20 protein-coding genes are annotated in these 18,123 nt (G+C 40.1%); 13 read left to right on the top strand and 7 right to left on the bottom strand.

Features of this window, described 5'->3' with window-relative positions:
- The first annotated feature begins 706 nt into the window (after positions 1 to 706).
- The 10 genes from TW85_RS16050 to TW85_RS16005 all read left to right on the top strand — a co-directional run bounded on the left by TW85_RS16050 (position 707) and on the right by TW85_RS16005 (position 7,524).
- Positions 707 to 1,189, top strand: a complete 483-nt coding sequence (locus TW85_RS16050; RefSeq protein WP_046018151.1) for a hypothetical protein — start codon at positions 707 to 709, stop codon at positions 1,187 to 1,189.
- A gap of 607 nt (positions 1,190 to 1,796) precedes the next feature.
- A complete protein-coding gene (locus TW85_RS16045; RefSeq protein ID WP_052702252.1) occupies positions 1,797 to 2,624 on the top strand; it encodes a serine protease in 828 nt (275 codons plus the stop codon).
- 94 nt (positions 2,625 to 2,718) lie between these two features.
- On the top strand, positions 2,719 to 3,603 hold the full coding sequence (locus tag TW85_RS16040; RefSeq protein ID WP_046018150.1) for a hypothetical protein: 885 nt from the start codon (positions 2,719 to 2,721) through the stop codon (positions 3,601 to 3,603).
- Between the two features lie 66 nt (positions 3,604 to 3,669).
- Positions 3,670 to 4,038: a hypothetical protein gene (locus TW85_RS16035; protein ID WP_157196963.1), complete on the top strand. Its 369-nt coding sequence runs from the start codon at positions 3,670 to 3,672 to the stop codon at positions 4,036 to 4,038.
- 565 nt (positions 4,039 to 4,603) lie between these two features.
- On the top strand, positions 4,604 to 5,059 hold the full coding sequence (locus TW85_RS16030) for a hypothetical protein (protein WP_046018148.1): 456 nt from the start codon (positions 4,604 to 4,606) through the stop codon (positions 5,057 to 5,059).
- On the top strand, positions 5,005 to 5,412 hold the full coding sequence (locus TW85_RS16025; protein ID WP_046018147.1) for a hypothetical protein: 408 nt from the start codon (positions 5,005 to 5,007) through the stop codon (positions 5,410 to 5,412). The genes TW85_RS16030 and TW85_RS16025 overlap by 55 nt, the downstream gene beginning before the upstream one ends.
- A gap of 115 nt (positions 5,413 to 5,527) precedes the next feature.
- Positions 5,528 to 5,878 carry a hypothetical protein gene (locus TW85_RS16020; RefSeq protein ID WP_046018146.1) on the top strand — a complete coding sequence of 117 codons (351 nt, stop codon included), beginning with the start codon at positions 5,528 to 5,530 and terminating at the stop codon, positions 5,876 to 5,878.
- Between the two features lie 99 nt (positions 5,879 to 5,977).
- On the top strand, positions 5,978 to 6,175 hold the full coding sequence (locus TW85_RS16015) for a hypothetical protein (RefSeq protein ID WP_046018145.1): 198 nt from the start codon (positions 5,978 to 5,980) through the stop codon (positions 6,173 to 6,175).
- A 117-nt stretch (positions 6,176 to 6,292) separates the two neighbouring features.
- Entirely contained in the window at positions 6,293 to 6,844 is a 552-nt protein-coding gene (locus TW85_RS16010; protein ID WP_046018144.1) for a GNAT family N-acetyltransferase, read from the top strand.
- A gap of 245 nt (positions 6,845 to 7,089) precedes the next feature.
- Positions 7,090 to 7,524, top strand: a complete 435-nt coding sequence (locus TW85_RS16005) for a DUF2214 family protein (protein WP_046018143.1) — start codon at positions 7,090 to 7,092, stop codon at positions 7,522 to 7,524.
- 338 nt (positions 7,525 to 7,862) lie between these two features.
- Here TW85_RS16005 and TW85_RS16000 read toward each other — a convergent pair whose 3' ends face one another.
- The 7 genes from TW85_RS16000 to pssA all read right to left on the bottom strand — a co-directional run bounded on the left by TW85_RS16000 (position 7,863) and on the right by pssA (position 15,798).
- Positions 7,863 to 8,252, bottom strand: coding sequence for a Na+/H+ antiporter subunit G (locus TW85_RS16000; RefSeq protein ID WP_046018142.1), 390 nt, complete (start codon positions 8,250 to 8,252; stop codon positions 7,863 to 7,865).
- A gap of 10 nt (positions 8,253 to 8,262) precedes the next feature.
- Positions 8,263 to 8,532, bottom strand: a complete 270-nt coding sequence (locus TW85_RS15995) for a K+/H+ antiporter subunit F (RefSeq protein WP_046018141.1) — start codon at positions 8,530 to 8,532, stop codon at positions 8,263 to 8,265.
- Positions 8,526 to 9,026, bottom strand: coding sequence for a Na+/H+ antiporter subunit E (locus tag TW85_RS15990; RefSeq protein ID WP_046018140.1), 501 nt, complete (start codon positions 9,024 to 9,026; stop codon positions 8,526 to 8,528). The genes TW85_RS15995 and TW85_RS15990 overlap by 7 nt, the downstream gene beginning before the upstream one ends.
- On the bottom strand, positions 9,026 to 10,534 hold the full coding sequence (locus tag TW85_RS15985) for a monovalent cation/H+ antiporter subunit D (protein ID WP_046018139.1): 1,509 nt from the start codon (positions 10,532 to 10,534) through the stop codon (positions 9,026 to 9,028). Before TW85_RS15985 ends, TW85_RS15990 begins: the two co-directional genes overlap by 1 nt.
- Positions 10,535 to 10,906 carry a Na+/H+ antiporter subunit C gene (locus TW85_RS15980; protein ID WP_046018138.1) on the bottom strand — a complete coding sequence of 124 codons (372 nt, stop codon included), beginning with the start codon at positions 10,904 to 10,906 and terminating at the stop codon, positions 10,535 to 10,537.
- Positions 10,907 to 13,705: a monovalent cation/H+ antiporter subunit A gene (locus tag TW85_RS15975; RefSeq protein ID WP_046018137.1), complete on the bottom strand. Its 2,799-nt coding sequence runs from the start codon at positions 13,703 to 13,705 to the stop codon at positions 10,907 to 10,909.
- Between the two features lie 743 nt (positions 13,706 to 14,448).
- Positions 14,449 to 15,798, bottom strand: coding sequence for a CDP-diacylglycerol--serine O-phosphatidyltransferase (pssA, locus tag TW85_RS15970; RefSeq protein WP_046018136.1), 1,350 nt, complete (start codon positions 15,796 to 15,798; stop codon positions 14,449 to 14,451).
- Between the two features lie 285 nt (positions 15,799 to 16,083).
- Between pssA and TW85_RS15965 the strand changes: the two genes are divergently transcribed.
- The 3 genes from TW85_RS15965 (at position 16,084) to TW85_RS15955 (ending at position 17,901) form a co-directional block, all read left to right on the top strand.
- Positions 16,084 to 16,521 carry a VOC family protein gene (locus TW85_RS15965; RefSeq protein WP_046018135.1) on the top strand — a complete coding sequence of 146 codons (438 nt, stop codon included), beginning with the start codon at positions 16,084 to 16,086 and terminating at the stop codon, positions 16,519 to 16,521.
- An 18-nt stretch (positions 16,522 to 16,539) separates the two neighbouring features.
- Positions 16,540 to 17,400 (top strand): GNAT family N-acetyltransferase, encoded by an 861-nt coding sequence (locus TW85_RS15960; protein ID WP_238326233.1) that lies wholly within the window; start codon positions 16,540 to 16,542, stop codon positions 17,398 to 17,400.
- 153 nt (positions 17,401 to 17,553) lie between these two features.
- Positions 17,554 to 17,901: a RidA family protein gene (locus TW85_RS15955; RefSeq protein WP_046018134.1), complete on the top strand. Its 348-nt coding sequence runs from the start codon at positions 17,554 to 17,556 to the stop codon at positions 17,899 to 17,901.
- Positions 17,902 to 18,123: the final 222 nt, after the last annotated feature.

Here is an 18,123-nt window from a genome sequence, read left to right as displayed (position 1 = left end):
TAGGTCGTTATCAAGATTAAATTATAAAAAGCCTGATCTATGATCAGGCTTTTTTTTGCCTGAAATTTACTAGGTAAAGGTAAGAGGCAACAACGACTGAACCGACTGATCCCATCCCCTTCCCGAATAGAGAGCCAGAAGTGAAAGTGGTGTCTCTGATGTTTTTGTGGGAGGTCCCATGTGAGAGTAGGTCGTTATCAAGATTGAATTATAAAAAACCAGCTCAATGAGCTGGTTTTTTTTCATCTAAAATTTATCGAAAGACACATCATAAGCAACCTAACTCTCGTTCTCATGATCCTCCGTGGAAGCTCTGCTGGCTAGGGACTCAATACTACCCAAAATATTTGTGCTGGAGCTCAAGGCTATGCACTCCCATGCAGAGCATAGATTTGGATAGAATTATGTTTTTTCCAGAAAGTGCTGCGCTGAGATTTGCCTAGAGTGATAGATCTTGTAATTGTGTTCACTTTTTAATTACGTAGAATCAACTAGTTATTATAAGGGCATGATAAAAACCGTGTCCGACAAGCAAAAATAGGAATCGAAATAACGCGCATGCGCGTTTAGCCAGGAAGGTTTTCAGTGAATAAGTGGCCTTTCCTTTTAAGAATTAATCATATGTAGCGTTTTGAGTGCGGTGGATAAATCTAGCAAACCGAGCGTGCGCATTATTAAAATGTTAGGCATTTAGAGGGTTGTTTGTATGGATAAAGAATTATACTCGCTTGTAGATACAGCAATTAAAATTGGTTTAGGTGCTATAATCACTGGTTTTTCTGCGTATATATTAGCTTTAAGAAACCATAAAAGTGATTTGAATAAAAAGGCATATGAAGATAGAGGTCTACTTATTAAAGAACTAGCATTCAAACTAGAAGACGTTGAATCATCTACTAATGACGCAGCATTACACTTTTCCAACGGCAACGTTACCCAAGCGAAAGCTGCGTTAGTACCTGGATCACAAAGTGCTTATTCCGCGAGGGCTATTTCAAACCTTATAGGCGATGATAACTTAGTTAATGATCTAGAAAAAATATGCCTCGTAATAGAAAGAATTTTCCATGAACTAAATCGTCAAAATCCAAGTATTAAAGAGCTTGGTAGCTTAGGTTCAGAGTTAAAAGAAAGAAAACTCAAAGTTTACCCTCATATCAGAGAAGCATATGCTACAAGCAATACCTAACAAGTTACTTAAACGGAGATAAACAGTTGGCTGTGCTCGTTCGCTGTTATAGAAGCCATTTTTAGCCGCTTAGCAAAGCATTAATCCCCATGATAATAAAGCAGCCAATAGACTGTTATTTTTGCCTTAAGAAAATTCAATTTCTTCTAAATTGACAAATGTTAGGTACAGTTATCGCTAAAAACATGCAAATAACACACTCTATTTTCCGCCCGTATACCGCCCACATTTTTTGTACTAGGTATGAAAAGCTATTAATAATCAGTTGCTTAGAGTGTTAGTTTCCATTTTGTAAGAAGAAAAGGAAAGTTCTAATGAAACTGGTTCGCTTTTACGTTGCAAATATCAATGAAATGGCACGAACTATCATTGTGTCCATTATTAAATTATGTAGAATCAATTAGCTGCTTTAGTAACACGAGGATAACCGTGCTTGAAAAAGTAAACCGGAACCGAGATAAAGTATATGTGTTTTAGCCAGGAAGGCTTTCAATTAATCAATTGCCTTTCTTTTTAAAATTAATCTGATGTAACGTTTTGAGTACGGTGGATAAATCGGAAAAATCAAGCGAGCGCATTTTATTAAAAATATTAACAGGAGAGGCATATGCATCCACTTGAGCAATTAATGAAGTCTGTTGTCCGTATTGAGGCGAAATTTAATGATGGAAGTGTTGCTACTGGATCTGGTTTTGCTTATCGATTTGCAGAGCAAGAAGATGGTTTACATGTACCTGCTATTGTAACTAATAAACATGTTATTGATGGTGCTGTTTCGGTATCGTTGCCCATTAGTGTTGCTGACAATACTGGTGCACCAACTGGAAAGTTTGAAGTAATTACATATGGTATTCCTAATAATGTGATTTACCATCCTGATCCAAATGTTGATTTATGTGCGATATTGGCTGCGCCAATTCATCAATACTTTCAACAAAAAGATCTACAGCCCGCGTTAGTGCATTTAAACAAGGAAATAGCAGCTACTGATTCAACTTTTTCAGAAATACTTCCTCTTGATGAGGTGACTATGATTGGCTATCCCAATGGGATTTGGGATTCTGAAAACAATGGCTCTATAGCCAGAAGAGGTATAATAGCAACTATTCCTGAAAATGATTACCTTGGGAAAAAGCAATTTGTTGTGGATATGGCTTGTTTCCCTGGTTCAAGTGGCAGCCCTGTATATTTGGCTAATTTTGGCAGTTTCGCTGACAGAAATGGTAATATGAATATGGGAACTCGAATTAAACTTCTCGGGGTTTTATATGCTGGTCCGCAGCACACTGCAAGTGGTGAAATAGTCCTCACACCAGTACCAACAAGTAACAAGCCAATGAGTCTAACCTCAATGCCTAATAATTTGGGGTATGTTATAAAAGCTATAGAATTAGATACCTTAGAAGTTATAGCTGGAAAGCTGCTAACAAGCTAATTAATGAGGGGAAAAAAAACATTTGGTTGTTTTCGTTTTTCAACAGTTTATTGCCCATTATTAAGCTATTAGAATTCTTCAGAGTTAAATATCTATGCCCTACTATTACGATCTTCCTGAAGATCAGAAAACCATTACAAAAGCTGATTTAAAGTCTAGGTCAGAGGGGGTTCAAATAGAAATAATGAGTGTCTGGTTTTTCCAACACTATCAAGATCCTGTTCATCAATGCCCTTACAACGGAAGAGAAGGCGGATATCAGTATATCTATGGCGGACCTTATGACGCAGGCGAAGAGCTTTCTGATGAATTTGGTGAATTTATCGATGAAGAGATCATTGAAAAACTAGCAAGTGAGCTTGAGGATGAATGCACTGAATGGTCTGGAGTTTCACTGCCAGACGATTATGACGATTATCTTATTAATATTGCAGGTAGTGTAGCAGACCCTTATAAAGATCTCTTAACATCAATTGAGAATTTGCGTTCTATGATCTCAATGGAATTTGATGAAAATCATCAACAAACACTGTTTAAGATGGTTTTCACCAGCACAATTACATCTATGGAGGCTTTTCTATCAGAGTATTTCATAGGTAAAATTGAGCGAGAATCTTATTCCCTTCGTAAATTTGTAGAAACGAATACAGATTTCGAAAAAGAGAAGTTTTCACTATCTGAAGTATTTGATAGGAGAGAAAATATTGAAAAATATGCCAAAGAATATTTAGTTGACCTGCTTTGGCACAACTTGCCAAAAATACGCCCTATTTATAAGAAAGCGTTGAATATAGAGTTTCCTGAGTCAATTGGGAACCTTATCAAAGCTACCCACATACGACATGATCTAGTTCACAGAGGTGGCAAGTCAAAAGAAGGCAAAATAATCACATTGCACAAAAGCGATGTCGATGATTTGATCAATGAAGTAGAGAAATTTGCTAAGCATATTGAGCAAGCTGGAACACCAGAATTCTAACAAATGGTTTCAGGTGACGCCTACCTGATTTAGGCATTATGCATTATCAGCAACCGGAGATTTTATTTGAGACATTTTAATCCATCTTCAAAACGTGAAGAACGGGCAGTGCAAGCGTGGCAAATATTAGTTGGTGCTGCTATGAATAGGCAGACACTCACATACAAGCTGTTATCTATCAAAATGTTTCAAAAAGAAGCTTCTGGTGTTCTTGATAAAACTCTAGGCCATATAGCTTTTTATTGTGACGATTATAATTTGCCAGCATTAACATCGATTGTCGTTGGCAAAAAACGTGGGACTCCAGGGCACGATATACCATTAAATTCTGAAAGGTTTGATCAAGCGAGAGAAGAGGTTTATGACTTTGATTGGTATGATATATATCCCCCGAGTGCAAAAGAATTACTACAGTCGTTTAAAAGTAATGTATAACAAGGCGCTTTAGCTTAGCGTTAATTAATACCCATGGTAATTAGACAGCCAATAGGCTGCTTTTTTTGCATTAAATAAGCACAACTAGTTTCTAAATTGACACAAGCTAGAAGCAGTTATTACTCATATTATGTAAAAATACACTCTATTTTCCACCCGTATACCGCCCGCGGCTTTTAGTGTGAGGTATGAAAAGTTATTAATAATCATATGGATAGAGTATTAATTACAGCTTCTTTAAATAGAAAAAGAAATTTCTAATAAAACTGGTTAGCTTTAACGTTACAAATATCAATGAAATGACACGAACTATCATTGTTCCTATTACTAAATTGCGTAGAATCGATTAAATGTCTTAGTGGCACGAAAATGACCGTGCTCGACAAGAGTAAATAGGAATCGATATAACGTGCATCCGCGTTTAACCAGGAAGGTTTTCAGTTGATAAGTGGCCTTTCCTTATAAGAATTAATCAGATGTGACGTTTTGAGTGCGGTGGATAAACTGGACAAATCAAGCGTGCGCATTATTAAGTTGTTGTGACGAAAATAGCTAAAAGGTTAACATGGAAAATAAAAATATATATTTAGATCAGAATGTCCTGTCTGAATACTTATCAGGAGATAATACTGGTCTGGTTGATACAGTATTAAAGCTAAAAAAACAGAATCAATTCTTATATAGTCCAGCTCATATGGAAGAGTTAGCTATTCCTTTCATGGGAGGAAACGATCAAGAGATAAAACAGCGAGTACTCAAAGAGATAGATTGCATATCTGAGTTAACTGGTAATAAAGAGGTGTTTCCAGGCAGTACTAATCCAATGCATATCAAGGTTGAAAGTCCGTTGGTATGTTTCAAAAGAGTGATTAATTGGTATGAACTAAATCCAATGCTAGAGAAACATGAAAATGAACAGCTCAAGCGGTACAAGAGCACTGATCCGACAGGAAAACGGCTCAAAAGATGTCAAATCCAAACTCTTCTATTTTATTGCAAGAAGAACATTCCTCTAGTTTAAAGTTAAAATTTTATCTAGATCACTTAGCTGCAATGTCTGTAAGGCAAGTTGGATTAAGGGACTTTAAGTATCCTGAAATATTAAAGTCGCATACAGCTTTTGAGCGTTGCATTGAAATAACATTTTGTTATTTGGAAAGTATTCGCTATAGACCTGAAGCAGTAAAGAAAAGTCGCTCAAGAATGCACGATGTTAGTCATGCGATTTATGCTTCAATTTCCGATATCTTAGTTACTGATGATGATAGATTCTCAATGAAACTTCAGGCTGTTTATAAATATTGGGGAATTGAAACAGAAGTTTTGAGTACTGATAGCTTTATTAGCAAAGTGAAGCTATCAGAAACGGCCTAACAAGCACTTCAAACGGAACAAAAAACAGTTGGCTACGTTCCGCTTCTCTTCACATTGTAGCCAACTATTTATGTCCGCTTAAGTGGGCGTTATGAGCCATGAGTGAAGTTAAATCATGAATGTAAATTTTAGTTTTCCTGAGGAAACTGATTTCTTTTCAAAAGACTTCTATCTGTCTGATAAAAATGACCATGACGAAGGCATTATTTCTTTTGTCAAAAGGTATGACGGTGGTCGAAAGCTAATTGTTACTCTCCTACCTTATGGCTATGACTCTAGTGTTACCGCTGAAATAGTTGAAAATGATTCGGTAGTATCATCCATTATTCGCAATAAGGTTACATCCTTATCCTTTCAAGGGTGGGGAAATGAGCAAGCTATACGGGTTTACTGGGAAGATGCTGATAACGAGTTTCTTATCTACTACGATCCAGAGCCTAGAGTATTTTATGGGGAGCTAACGTAAAATGAACACAGCTCATAACAAAGCAAGGCACAAATGCACAGCAAGCTGTGCTGGACTCGCTCATTCTTCGCTCGCCCGTGCTTGCAGGCGTTACTCACTATGAATAAATTTCTCAGAACTTTTGTTGCCTCAGCTTTTGCTAAAAATCATCGATTAAAATTGATCTTTGTTTCTATTCTTTTATTAGTTGTCGTAATAGGCCTCACTGCATTGAAAAACAGCGAATTTATTAAGGTCGATACTTGTCTTGATAGCGGCGGACGCTTCAACTATGAGCAAGGGTTGTGTGAGTATTAGAGACAAGGTCTCAATAGCTTAATATCAAAATTCCTCATATTTATTTACATGCCTATCAATCCCTTAAGCCAACCAAATTCAAAAAACATTCATCAACACATAACAAGGAAACGTATTGTGATAGAAACACCTCGAACCTCTTTGGTTCTTTTTACTGCGGCTAACGCTGATCTCGTCTTAAAATACTATCAGGAAAATCAGGCTCATCTGGCCCCTTGGGAGCCGATTCGTGATTCAGGCTATCTCTTATTGAGTAACTTTAAAGCTATGGGTGAGCAAAGCGAGAGAGACTTTGAAGCAGATAAAGAAGTCAGGCTGGTTGCATTTAATAAAGATCAAACTCAGGTACTGGGTGTGTGCAATTTTACTGGAATTGTCAAAGGTCCTTTACAAGCCTGTTTCTTAGGTTATTCCATTGATAAAAGGTTTGAAGGGCAGGGCTTGATGACTGAGATTTTAGATGCTGGCATTGCTAATATTTTTGAGCGCTTGAAACTTAATCGCATCATGGCGAATTACATTCCGACGAATGAGGGCAGTGGTGCTGTGCTCAATAAGTTGGGGTTTGAAAAGGAAGGTTATGCGAGGAAATACCTAAAAATCGCAGGTAAGTGGCAAGACCATGTATTGATGGCAAAGCTTAATGATAGTCCGTTAGGTGTTTCTTAAAGTGATTCTTAAAGCGGCTCTTAATGCCTTTTAAATTAGGACTTTATTATGCTTACTTCTTGATAAGGCTCTTGCCATAACACTGCATAATGTCAGGCGCTTATCTAAGAAGAGTTCCTATACTTTTATTTTCAGCTTAGATACCTAATTGCAAAATATTACTTTTGATATGAGCTTTTTGCTTGCAAAAAACTGAACCTACATAGATCTTATGCAGATCTAACTAGGCGATTGGAGTATGTTATATGGAAGATATAGTGGTCAGATACCTGCATTTTATTGGCATTATTTCACTTGCCTCTATGTTGGTGTGCCAAAATGTTTTTTTATCAAAGCAATTGAGTGGCAGCCAGTTGAGAAAGCTTGCGGTTATTGATGCCTTCTATGGTATTAGTGCGATAGTAATTTTACTGACGGGTCTATCTTTGTGGCTTTGGGTTGGAAAGCCTGGTGACTTTTATACAAAAAACATGGTGTTTCATATCAAATTTAGCTTGTTCTTGTTTGTTGCTCTGCTATCTATTATGCCAACCATCTTTTTTGTCAAAAACCGAAAAAGTGCTGAGAGTGAGGTGCTTGTTCCTAGCAAAGTCATTCTCTTGAAGCGTCTGGAATTGGTTGCGTTAGTCTTTATTCCTCTCTTAGCTGTTTTGATGGCGCAAGGTGTGGGCCACGCCTAAAAGCTGTTCTTAGGTTAACTCAGGCGGTTTTAAGCTCTGCTTTCCTTAATTTATATCTCACAGTTAAACTCTCTCAAGGATGAGGGAGTTAATTGCTTCAAATCTGTTCGCTCTTAATACGACTTCTTGATATTAGCTTTTGCTTGTTTGCCTTGAAGAAGGCTGGATGTTTAGTGAGTTTGAAAAGGCGGATTGGAGAGTGGGAATAAAGTTAATCGGCGGACTGATCGTTTGTCATCATGCTGAGCTAACTACTTTGTTTAAGGCTTGGCCTAAGGTTGAATCTTAGGCCAAGCTATCATGCTTTACGAGATCTCTTAAGCTGTGCTTATTTCCTATTAGGCTTCTTTCCCTTCTTCAGCCTCTGGTGCTGGAGGTGATGTTCTTTCTTTTGCAGTTGCGATGAGCTCTTGGCCTTTCGTTCTTTCGATAGGGTCTATTTCGTGGTGAAGTGCCGCTTTAGCTACCATATTCGCCGCAATAGGTGCGGTAATAATCAAGAATAAGGTAATCAATAATTCACTGATAGACAGGCTTTCTTGGCGATAGGATTGGATAATGCACGATGCGATAAGCACACCTGCAATACCTAATGTGGTTGCTTTAGTCGGTGCGTGTAAACGCATATAAACATCGGGTAAGCGTGCTAAACCGATAGAGCCAACTAATAAGAACACACCGCCAAAAACAAGTATGGCTGACGCAATTGCTTCTACATAAAAATTCATAGTTACCTTCTTATTCTATTATGTCGCCGCGCAGCAAGTATTTGCACAAGGCCGATGTACTAACAAAGCCAAGCATGGCAATGAGTAGCGCTGCTTCAAAGTAGATTGCGTTTTCAATGGCAATACCATAGAGGAGTATCAAGGCAATACCGTGGATAAACATGGTATCCAGCGCAAGAATCCTATCTGGTAGCTTAGGGCCAACCAGTAAACGATATAAGGTTAATATTAATGAGGCACACAAGATGAGTCCTACAATTTGAATGGCTATATCTAGCATCCGAATATCTCCTTTAGTGGTGCTTCGTAACGAGATTTAACCTCTTCGATTAACTCTTCTGGGTTCTCTAAGTGCAGGGCATGAACGTAGAGCCATTTTTGATCTTCAGAGATCTCGGCGCTCACTGTACCTGGTGTTAGAGACACTGTACTGGCAAGTAAGGTGATGCCTAATTCAGTTTCGATATCTAATGGCACAGCAACGAATCCAGGGCTTAATTTTTTGAGAGGGCCAACCACTAAAAGTGCTACTGAAAAGTTGGCGCTGATAACGTCTTTAAGCACGAGAAATACGTAAGAGATCGCAAGCATTGGCTTTTTGATACTAGGGCGTTCTGTTGTCATGCTACTGACGGCCCAAGGGATAGTAACGGCTAAAATGGTTGCCAGTAGCAAATGCCCTGCTGAAAGGCTGTTGTTTAATAGCAGCCAAATAACAAAGAGCAACATGCTGTGAAAAGGCATAGGGAACATGCGAAAGCTAGACTGTTTCATTATGATTCCTCTGGCAGTAATGGGTACACGGAGACATCCATATTATGGAGGTCAGCAGCGGCTTGTATGACGTACTCTGTCATTGGGCCTCCGAAAAGCACAAGTAAAGGCGCGCCTAATATGAGTAAGACTATGGCAGTTACTTCGTAAGGATGCGCTTTTTCAACCGCCGTGTTTTTAGTATTGGGTGTTTTCCAGAAGAGCTTGGAAGTCGCTCTTGAAAATGCCACTAAGGTAATCAAGCTACTCATTAGAATAACCGGCCAAATCCATAAGCGAGTTGCCATTGTCTCGGCTGAGTTAAGTACCATTATTTTTCCTATGAAGCCTGAGAAAGGCGGCATACCGATAATGGTTAAGGCTAATATGGCAAATCCAAAACCAATGAGTTTTGGTTGAGACAGAGCTCTTGAGTTGACTAGGCGGTCTTCTGCTTGTCCTCTTTGCTTGGCAATCACATCCGCTAAGAGGAAGAGGCCTGCTGTTACTAGCGTACTGTGTACTATGTAGTAAAGCGCGCCAGCGATGGCAAGCTCAGAGTGCAATGCAGCGGCAACCAGTAAGGTACCTGCAGAGACAACCACCAAATTAGATGCAAGCAGTTTTAGCGTTGGGCTTGCTAGTACACCTAAAGATCCAATAGAGATTGTCAGTATCGCTAGGGGCCATAACCAATCGACTGAGAAGTTAGCTAGTTCGCCTGCATCGTCGCCAAATATCACTGTGAAGACACGGAAGATACTGTAGATACCTACCTTTGTCATGATAGCGAATAAGGCAGCAACGGGCGCGCTGGCCGAAGAGTAGGTTTTAGAAAGCCAGAACTGTAGAGGCAGCATGGCAGATTTAAGACCAAATACTATTAAGAGAAGTAAGCCGCCAATCTTAGCCAGTATGGTTTCACTTTCTGGAAGTTGGCTGACTTTAACCGCCATATCCGCAATGTTCAGTGTACCTAATGTGCCATAAAGAATGCCAAGGCCGAACAAGAATAAGCTGGAACCAAGCAGGTTGATCACCACGTAGTGGACTGCGGCTTGGGTTTTATTCTTACCGCCAGAATGCACTAATAGGGCATAAGAGGCGATCAGCAAGACTTCGAAAAAGACGAAAAGGTTAAACAAATCTCCTGTTAGAAATGCGCCATTGATACCCATGACTTGGAATAAGAAAAGCGGATGAAAGAACTCACCGCCTTTATCATGGTCAGCACACGCATAAATCATGCAGCACAGGGCGAGGAAGCTGGTAAGTAGTACCAATAATGCCGATACTTTATCCGCAACAAGGACGATACCAAATGGTGGTGACCACCCACCTAGAATATAGAGTTGAGTGCCCTCAGTAATAACAGTCGCTACTTGTAAGGCCGCTAAAATAGTCAGTATGGCTAAGGTGCCGATTGATGCGATGCGTAACCACTGAATCCTTGAGGATAAAGGGGGTAGCAGCATGGCAGATGCAACGAGCAAAGGCAGCAAAATAGGAAGAATTGTCCAGTGTTGCATTTAGTTTATCTCCCCTTTTTTATTCAGCGTCATAGAGGCTGCGACTTCATCAGGGTCTTTTCCATCAACATGGTCGTTACCTAAATCTGCACGAGCCCTCATGGCTAGGATCACCACAAAGGCTGTCATAGCAAAACCAATGACAATCGCGGTAAGAACCAAGGCTTGAGGTAGCGGGTCGGCATAAATTTCAGACTCACCAAGAATAACCGCGCTGTCGATCGCAAGGCGTCCACTGGCAAAGAGAAATAAGTTAACTGCATAAGACAGCATGGTAAGGCCTAGAACAACGGAGAAAGTACGTCCGCGTAGCGTTAAAAAGATACCGCATGCGGTTAGCATACCAACACAAAAAGCGTAAATGCCTTCCATTTATTCTTCCTCCTTCTGAATAGGACGTTCACTGGTGGTTAATTTGCCTAGGTTAGCCAAAATAAGCATGGTTGCGCCTATGACAGTCAGGTAAACACCTAGGTCAAAGATCATGGCGCTGGCTAATTCAAATTTACCAACAACAGGCCAGTAAAAATAATCGAACCAAGAGGTGAGGAAAGGCTTATCAAACGCCCAGCTGCCAACACCTGTTAGTGCAGCAATGGCGATGCCGCTGCCGATTAGGATTTGGTAATCGACTTTTACTCTGTGTTTCATCCAATCAACACCGTGTGCAATGTATTGCTGGATAATGGCAACAGAGGTGATTAGACCTGCAATAAATCCACCGCCTGGCATGTTGTGGCCACGGAAGAAGATAAATGCAGACACGAGTAGGGCAATGGGTAATAAGCTTTGTGATAAGACAGCCAACATCATAGGGTGTCCATCATTCGACCAAGGGCGGCCTTTGTAATCACTGCTTGGCATGAATAGCTTCATGCGGGCAATTAGCTTGTAAATACCTAGTGCTGCGATACCTAGAACGGTAATTTCCCCTAAGGTATCAAAACCACGGAAATCCACTAGGATGACGTTAACAACGTTTGTACCGCCACCGCCAGTTTTACTATTGGCGATGAAGAAGTCAGAAATACTGGTTAGTGGTCTCGTAAGTATGGCGTAACAAATAGTACCGATTAAGCCACCAACAACCGCAGAAATACCAAGGTCACGAATGAGGCGTCTTGGATTAGATTGCTTTTGTGCTCTTTGTGGTAAGAAGAACAAAGACAGCATCAATAATACCGCAGTGACAACTTCGACTGATAATTGCGTTAAAGCAAGGTCAGGAGCAGAAAAGCGTGCAAAGGCTAATGACACTACAAAGCCGACTATGGATAGGGATATTAATGCCAACATTCTGTGTCTATGACAGATGGCGGTTGTAAGAGCGCCTATCACTAAGAGAACAGCTGCTGTGACATCCACAACATTGTATGGCAACTCAGGGCGCACACCTAAGGTAGTACTTAAATCCATCAGAGGTGCCGCCATCATAATGGCCGCCAAACTGATGAGTAAGTAGTTGTACCTTTGTAAAGAACCATTCTCTAGAAAGTTAAAGAGAGTGGTTGAGCGCTTAATGATATTTTTAACTATGTTATCAAAAATCTGCTTGGCATCAGGTTCAGAGAAGTTAGCTTGGAAAGCAAACAAATGCTGTCTGAAGTAGTAGATAACCAGGCCGCCGGCTGTCGCCACAAAACTCATCAATAATGGGTAATTAAAGCCATGCCAGATAGACAGGCTGTACTCAGGCACAGGTCCATTTATTGCAGCTAAAGAAGCGGCATACAATAAATCGCCGATAATAAAGCCTGGGAAGATACCCACTAATAAGCATAAGGCTACTAATATCTCCACAGGAACACGCATGTATCTTGGTGCTTCGTGAGGCGTTTTAGGTAGATTGATCGGCTCACCGTTAAAGAAGACATCGTGTACAAAACGCATTGAGTAAGCCACTGCAAACACGGCACCCACCGTTGCTAATACTGGGATCATCCAAGAAAGAGAGCCAAGTGCCGCCTGGTGAAGCGTCTCGGTAAAGAACATCTCTTTAGATAAGAAACCATTTAATAGAGGCACACCTGCCATAGAGGAAGCTGCCACCATTGCCAGTGTTGCCGTATGAGGCATGTATTTCCACAAGCCGTTTAGCTGGCGCATATCTCGTGAGCCTGTCTCATGGTCAATGATACCTGCGGCCATGAATAACGAGGCTTTAAAAGTTGCGTGGTTGATAATGTGGAAAAGGGCTGCAACGGTAGAAAGACGTGTATCTAAACCGAGTAGCAAGGTAATCAAACCAAGGTGACTGATAGTTGAGTAAGCAAGCAAGCCTTTTAGATCATGCTTGAACAGAGCGATATAGGCACCCAGTAACAAGGTGCTCAACCCCGTTAAACTAACAATTAAGAACCAAAGTTCTGTATCTGCCAAAACAGGGTGCATTCGGGCCATCAAGAAGATGCCCGCTTTTACCATGGTGGCTGAGTGCAAATAAGCACTGACAGGTGTCGGTGCTGCCATGGCATGTGGCAACCAGAAGTGGAAAGGAAATTGTGCTGATTTAGTGAAAGCACCTAGTAGGAATAAAACCAGAATAACAGGATAAGCAGAGTGTGCGCGGATAAAGTCGCCGCTATCTAAAATAACCTGCAAAGAGTAGCTGTCTACTATGTTTCCTAGAATGATAATGCCGGCTAGAAGGCATAAACCACCTGCACCTGTAATAGTCAGAGCCATTCGAGCGCCTTTACGCGCTTCAGATTTATGCCCCCAAAAACTAATCAGTAAGAAAGAGCTGATACTGGTTAATTCCCAGAACATCCACATTTGCAGCAAGTTGTCAGATAAAGCGACACCTAACATGGCGAACATGAATAGCATGAGGAATGAGTAGAACTTACCTATCGAATCTTTGGGAGATAGATAGTAACGAGCATATAAAATGACCAGCAGGCCAATGCCTAAAATCAAAATGGAGAATAGCAGTGATAAACCGTCTAAACGAAAGGCGATGTTTAGGTTTAGCAGAGGAATCCATTGAGCGGCTGCATAATGGTTTTCGCCATTCAGTACATCCGGTGTCATTTCAGCGACAAGTAATAAAGCAATAAAGGGGAGAATGGCGGTGAATAATGTACAGACATTACGATTGTAACGCGCTGTAAGAAGGGGAACTAAACTACCTAATAAGGGCAGTAAAGGTAGCCAGAGTAAGGTATTCAACTATGATGCTCCTGCATTAAAAAATATTAAGCTGGTCAATGTTATATAAATCAAAAAAACGAATTAAAACAGTTAAAAAGATAGCCAGAGAGTAAAAGTTATACAATTAAAATAGGTCTTATCAAGACACTCACTCCAATTTCTGGTTAAAAAAGCTAAATACACTGAATAAAGTGTTCAAGCATGATTAGGTTAACGGCCGCCTTTAGCTTTGTATTAATCGCCAATTTGGCTTCAGCACTCGCTCAGCCCTATCGTAAACGAAAAATATAAGGAGATATGATCACTGAAGTACATGCAGAGGTCGCTAAGAGTAAAAACAATATTTCGAAAATTTCACTTATAAATAAAATGTCTCTTATTTATGGACTCGATGGTGTTGGTAAAAGCAGGGTATCAAACTACTCGTTCAATGCCAGCCCAGATTAATACAATGTCTGTATAGTAACCCAGAGTAATGATATTGAAATACTTGTTTAGAATCATAACCTTATAACCGATAGTGCTTATGAAGAAGATAATTTAAACAGTATATTCGCGCGATCAAAAGACAATGTATCCGTTGATGCAGAATCAAAAAAATTGAAAGCAGACTATCAAATGAGTAAGAAAAAGAAAAGGCTAGGCAGGAAACTATCTGAAAATAGCGGGTATAGGTAAGCTCATGTTTTGATTAGTAAGTTAAGCGCGAATCTGTGCTTTTTAGCTTAGTTATCAAAACATGAGAGGCCCGAATCTACTGGTTAAAGGATTTGCTTAAGGATATGGTCTACCTTGGTGCGGTGAATACGCTTAATCAGCTTTTTCACTTCATTAGGGTAGCTATTAACATTGTCTATCATAAGATAGCTATTCACTCGGGTGCAGTGCTGCATGATGCAGGCGAGCTCTTTCTCGTTTTGTTCTGCTAATAGTTGGTTTTTATCATGAACTAAAATGGCATTCTCTAAATCCAGTTTCCACGCTCGTGGGTTCAGATTATTCCCTGTGATCATCATATATTGCTGATCAACCCAGATGCCTTTTAAGTGAAAGCTATTGTTATCATGACGCCATAGGTTTAAAGATAACTGGCCCTTGTTAATGGCACTCTCATTTTGCTTAGCAAACTTTCTTAGATTCACTTCATATAGATAAGGTAAACCTGCAATCGTTTTAAAAGGCTCACTTGGTGGGATAAAGAAGTCGTTAGCTGTTTTATCGCCCACTATGATATTAATTTTTACACCACGTTTTAGTGCGAGTTTAATCTCTTTGCTAACTAATCTTGGAAAATTAAAGTAGGGAGTGCAAATGGTAAGTTCTTTTTGAGCGCTAGCAAGTAGGGTGCAGATATGTTTATTCAAACGATTTTTGCGTTTACCTAAGCCTATTAGCGGGGTTAAGCCTACTTGATTTGCGCTAATGCTTTGGTTATCAAAGTGATAACTGGCACTTTGCAGTTGGCTTCTTAGGTTTTTAATTGCCCCTTTTAACGCCTTGGTTGTTGGTCTTACTTGCTTGTTTAAGCAGTTTACCGCATCGCTATCTGTCAGTGTGTCTACGATAAAAGCAGACATGGTATCGGCAAGGGCTTTGTTTTGCAGTACATGATATCTATCGTATCTGTATCTATCTTGTTGCGCTAAATACACATCGTTTAAGCTGGCGCCACTATAGATAACCCTATCATCGACAATAAAGCCTTTAAGGTGAAGTACGCCAAATACTTCTCGGTTTCTAACGGGTACGCCAAGTACTTCTATCTGGTGTTCGTAGGCTTCTGCATACTCTCTATAAAAAGCCGCATTACCATCGGATTTATTCGCACCAATTAAACCACGTTGTGCTCTGTGCCAATCAACCAGCACTCTAATATCTAATTTTGGATTTGCTTGTTTGGCTTGGTAGAGTGACGTAAGAATATCTCTACCAGCAGCATCATCTTGTAAGTAAAGGGCAACTAGATAGATACGTTGTTTAGCTTGGCTAATTTCAAGGTGTAATCGTTCACGAAAGGAACCTGCATCAAGCAGTGTTTCTAAGTTTTCTGGGGCATGGGCAATGCATGGAAGTTTCTCAATACGCTGCCTATTAGCTAGTGCTAAATCCATTCTCGTCTCGTTTGTGCGATCTAAATATAAAAGATAAAAAGTGTAGAATCTAAAAAAAAGCGGGATTATAGCAGAAACAGTTTAATTTCTTCTAATCTTGAGGCGAAATTAGAGTTTCTAAACCTGTTTCAGATATCCGTTTATAAAGTTTTTAACCCTTGGCTTTCTATTTAAAGTGTGACTGATATCATCCACGGCCTGTATGGCACTTTCGAATGAGTGAAATTTAAGCAGCTAATCGATTAGTTTTTCTAATTGAGTGCAATTAACACAAGAGGTAGGGGAATGAAGCAAGCAATAGTACACGTCTCTCTAGTCGTCAGAGATTATGATGAAGCCATTGATTTTTATGTTAATAAACTTAAATTCGATTTAATCGAAGACTTATACCTGCCAGAAGAAGATAAACGCTGGGTTGTTGTCGCACCTCCTGGTTCAAAAGAAATGAGTTTGTTATTAGCCAGAGCCTCAAAACCGGAACAAGAAGACTTTATTGGTTATCAATCTGGTGGACGTGTGTTCTTGTTTTTGAATACAGATGATTTCTGGCGTGACTATGAAAGAATGAAAGGTTTAGGAATTGAGTTTGTTAGAGACCCAAAAGAGCAGCCCTATGGCATAGTCGCTGTCTTTAAAGATCTGTATGGTAACTTGTGGGATTTGCTTCAGCTTAAGGAAGATCACCCTGTTATGTCTCGCATGCTAGCAAGAGCAAGTGAATAGGGCTTAGGAGAGAGTCTCGTGGCAGAATTACATATTCGAAAAATGACCCAAGAAGAACTCGGTTTAGCATTAAGTTGGGCTGCAATTGAGGGCTGGAATCCAGGTTTACACGATGCGAAAACCTACTTTCTTGCAGATCCAAATGGCTTCTTACTTGCCGAGTTCGATGGGAAGGCAATAGGCTGTATCTCGGCGATTAAATATTCCCCAGACTTTGCTTTTATTGGTTTTTATTTAGTAAAGCCTGAGTTTCGTGGGCAGGGTTACGGCATGCAGCTTTGGCAAGCGGCAATGTCTTATTTATCTGGCTGTAATATTGGTTTAGATGGTGTGGCTGCTCAGCAAGCAAACTATCAAAAATCAGGGTTTCAACTGGCCTACGCCAATGTGCGTTTTCAAGGTGAGGTGGGTCTAGTGAATGCTGATAAGCCAAATAAGCTTAAAGGCGCTGTAGTGCCTCTTGGAACTGTGCCACTTTCATCTTTATTTACTTATGAAAACGCCTTTTTTCCTGCTGATCGCACGGCTTTTGTTCAAGCTTGGGTTGAGCAAGATGATGCTAACGCTTTGGCTTATGTGGACGAGGGTAGCGTACAAGGTTATGGGGTCATCAGGCAGTGCCAAACGGGTTATAAAATCGCCCCTTTGTTTGCCGATTCGCTAGAGATAGCGAGGTCTTTAATTGCTGCTTTAACGGCTGATTTACCTAAAGGGGCTGCTTTCTTCTTAGATGTACCGGCCTGTCATCAAGATGCCGTGTTATTTGCAAAGGGTTTTGCCATGGAGCCTGTGTTTGAAACGGCTCGTATGTACACTCAAACTCAGCCAGCACTCCCATTAAACCGTATCTATGGGGTGACATCCTTTGAGATCGGCTAAAAGATAAGACAAACTTTTCAAAGTATAAAAAGAATTTGTATTATGAAATGATATTCTCTCGAATCTAGAACGTTAGAAACATACAATATAAGGCGTTTTTTCGTTGATGAGATCCTCATCAATTTTTACTTTTTAATTAATAGGAATCACGCCATGACCATTACTCGCATGCAAACAGACGAAAGAGTTAGCCGCATTGTTATCCATAATGAGACGGTATACCTTTGTGGTCAGGTACCACACGATGTGACAGAAGATATGGCTGGCCAGACAAAATCTGTACTAGCGCGTATTGATGAGCATCTAAAAGAAGCGGGTACAGATAATACTAAAATCCTATCTGCTTTAATCCATGTTAAAGATAACAAGGATGTACCTACATTTAATGCCCTATGGAATGAGTGGCTACCTATGGGTTCTGCACCTGCTCGTACTTGCGTTCAAGCAACTATGGTACGTGACACTGTTTTGGTTGAAGTGACAGTGACTGCTGCACTTTAATTTAAGATGCTAAGAAAAGCTGCAACATCTAGGTGTTGCGGCTTTTTTTGTGCCTCAAATGTATTAATTTTATAGATAGAGGCACTTTGAGATGAGGCTTGGTCAGACTGAGATGATGTGTTTGGCTTAAGACGAAAATGGGAAGTATGGAAAGTATTAAAAAGCGCCCAGCCAGTAAGAAAGAAGCGACAACCTCTCTTACAGGAGGTCAAATCGCTTAAT

Source organism: Marinomonas sp. S3726 (assembly GCF_000967665.1).
Classification (GTDB): domain Bacteria; phylum Pseudomonadota; class Gammaproteobacteria; order Pseudomonadales; family Marinomonadaceae; genus Marinomonas.
The sequence above is the reverse complement of the archived record's forward strand: the minus strand, read 5'-3'. Positions and strand labels throughout refer to the sequence as shown.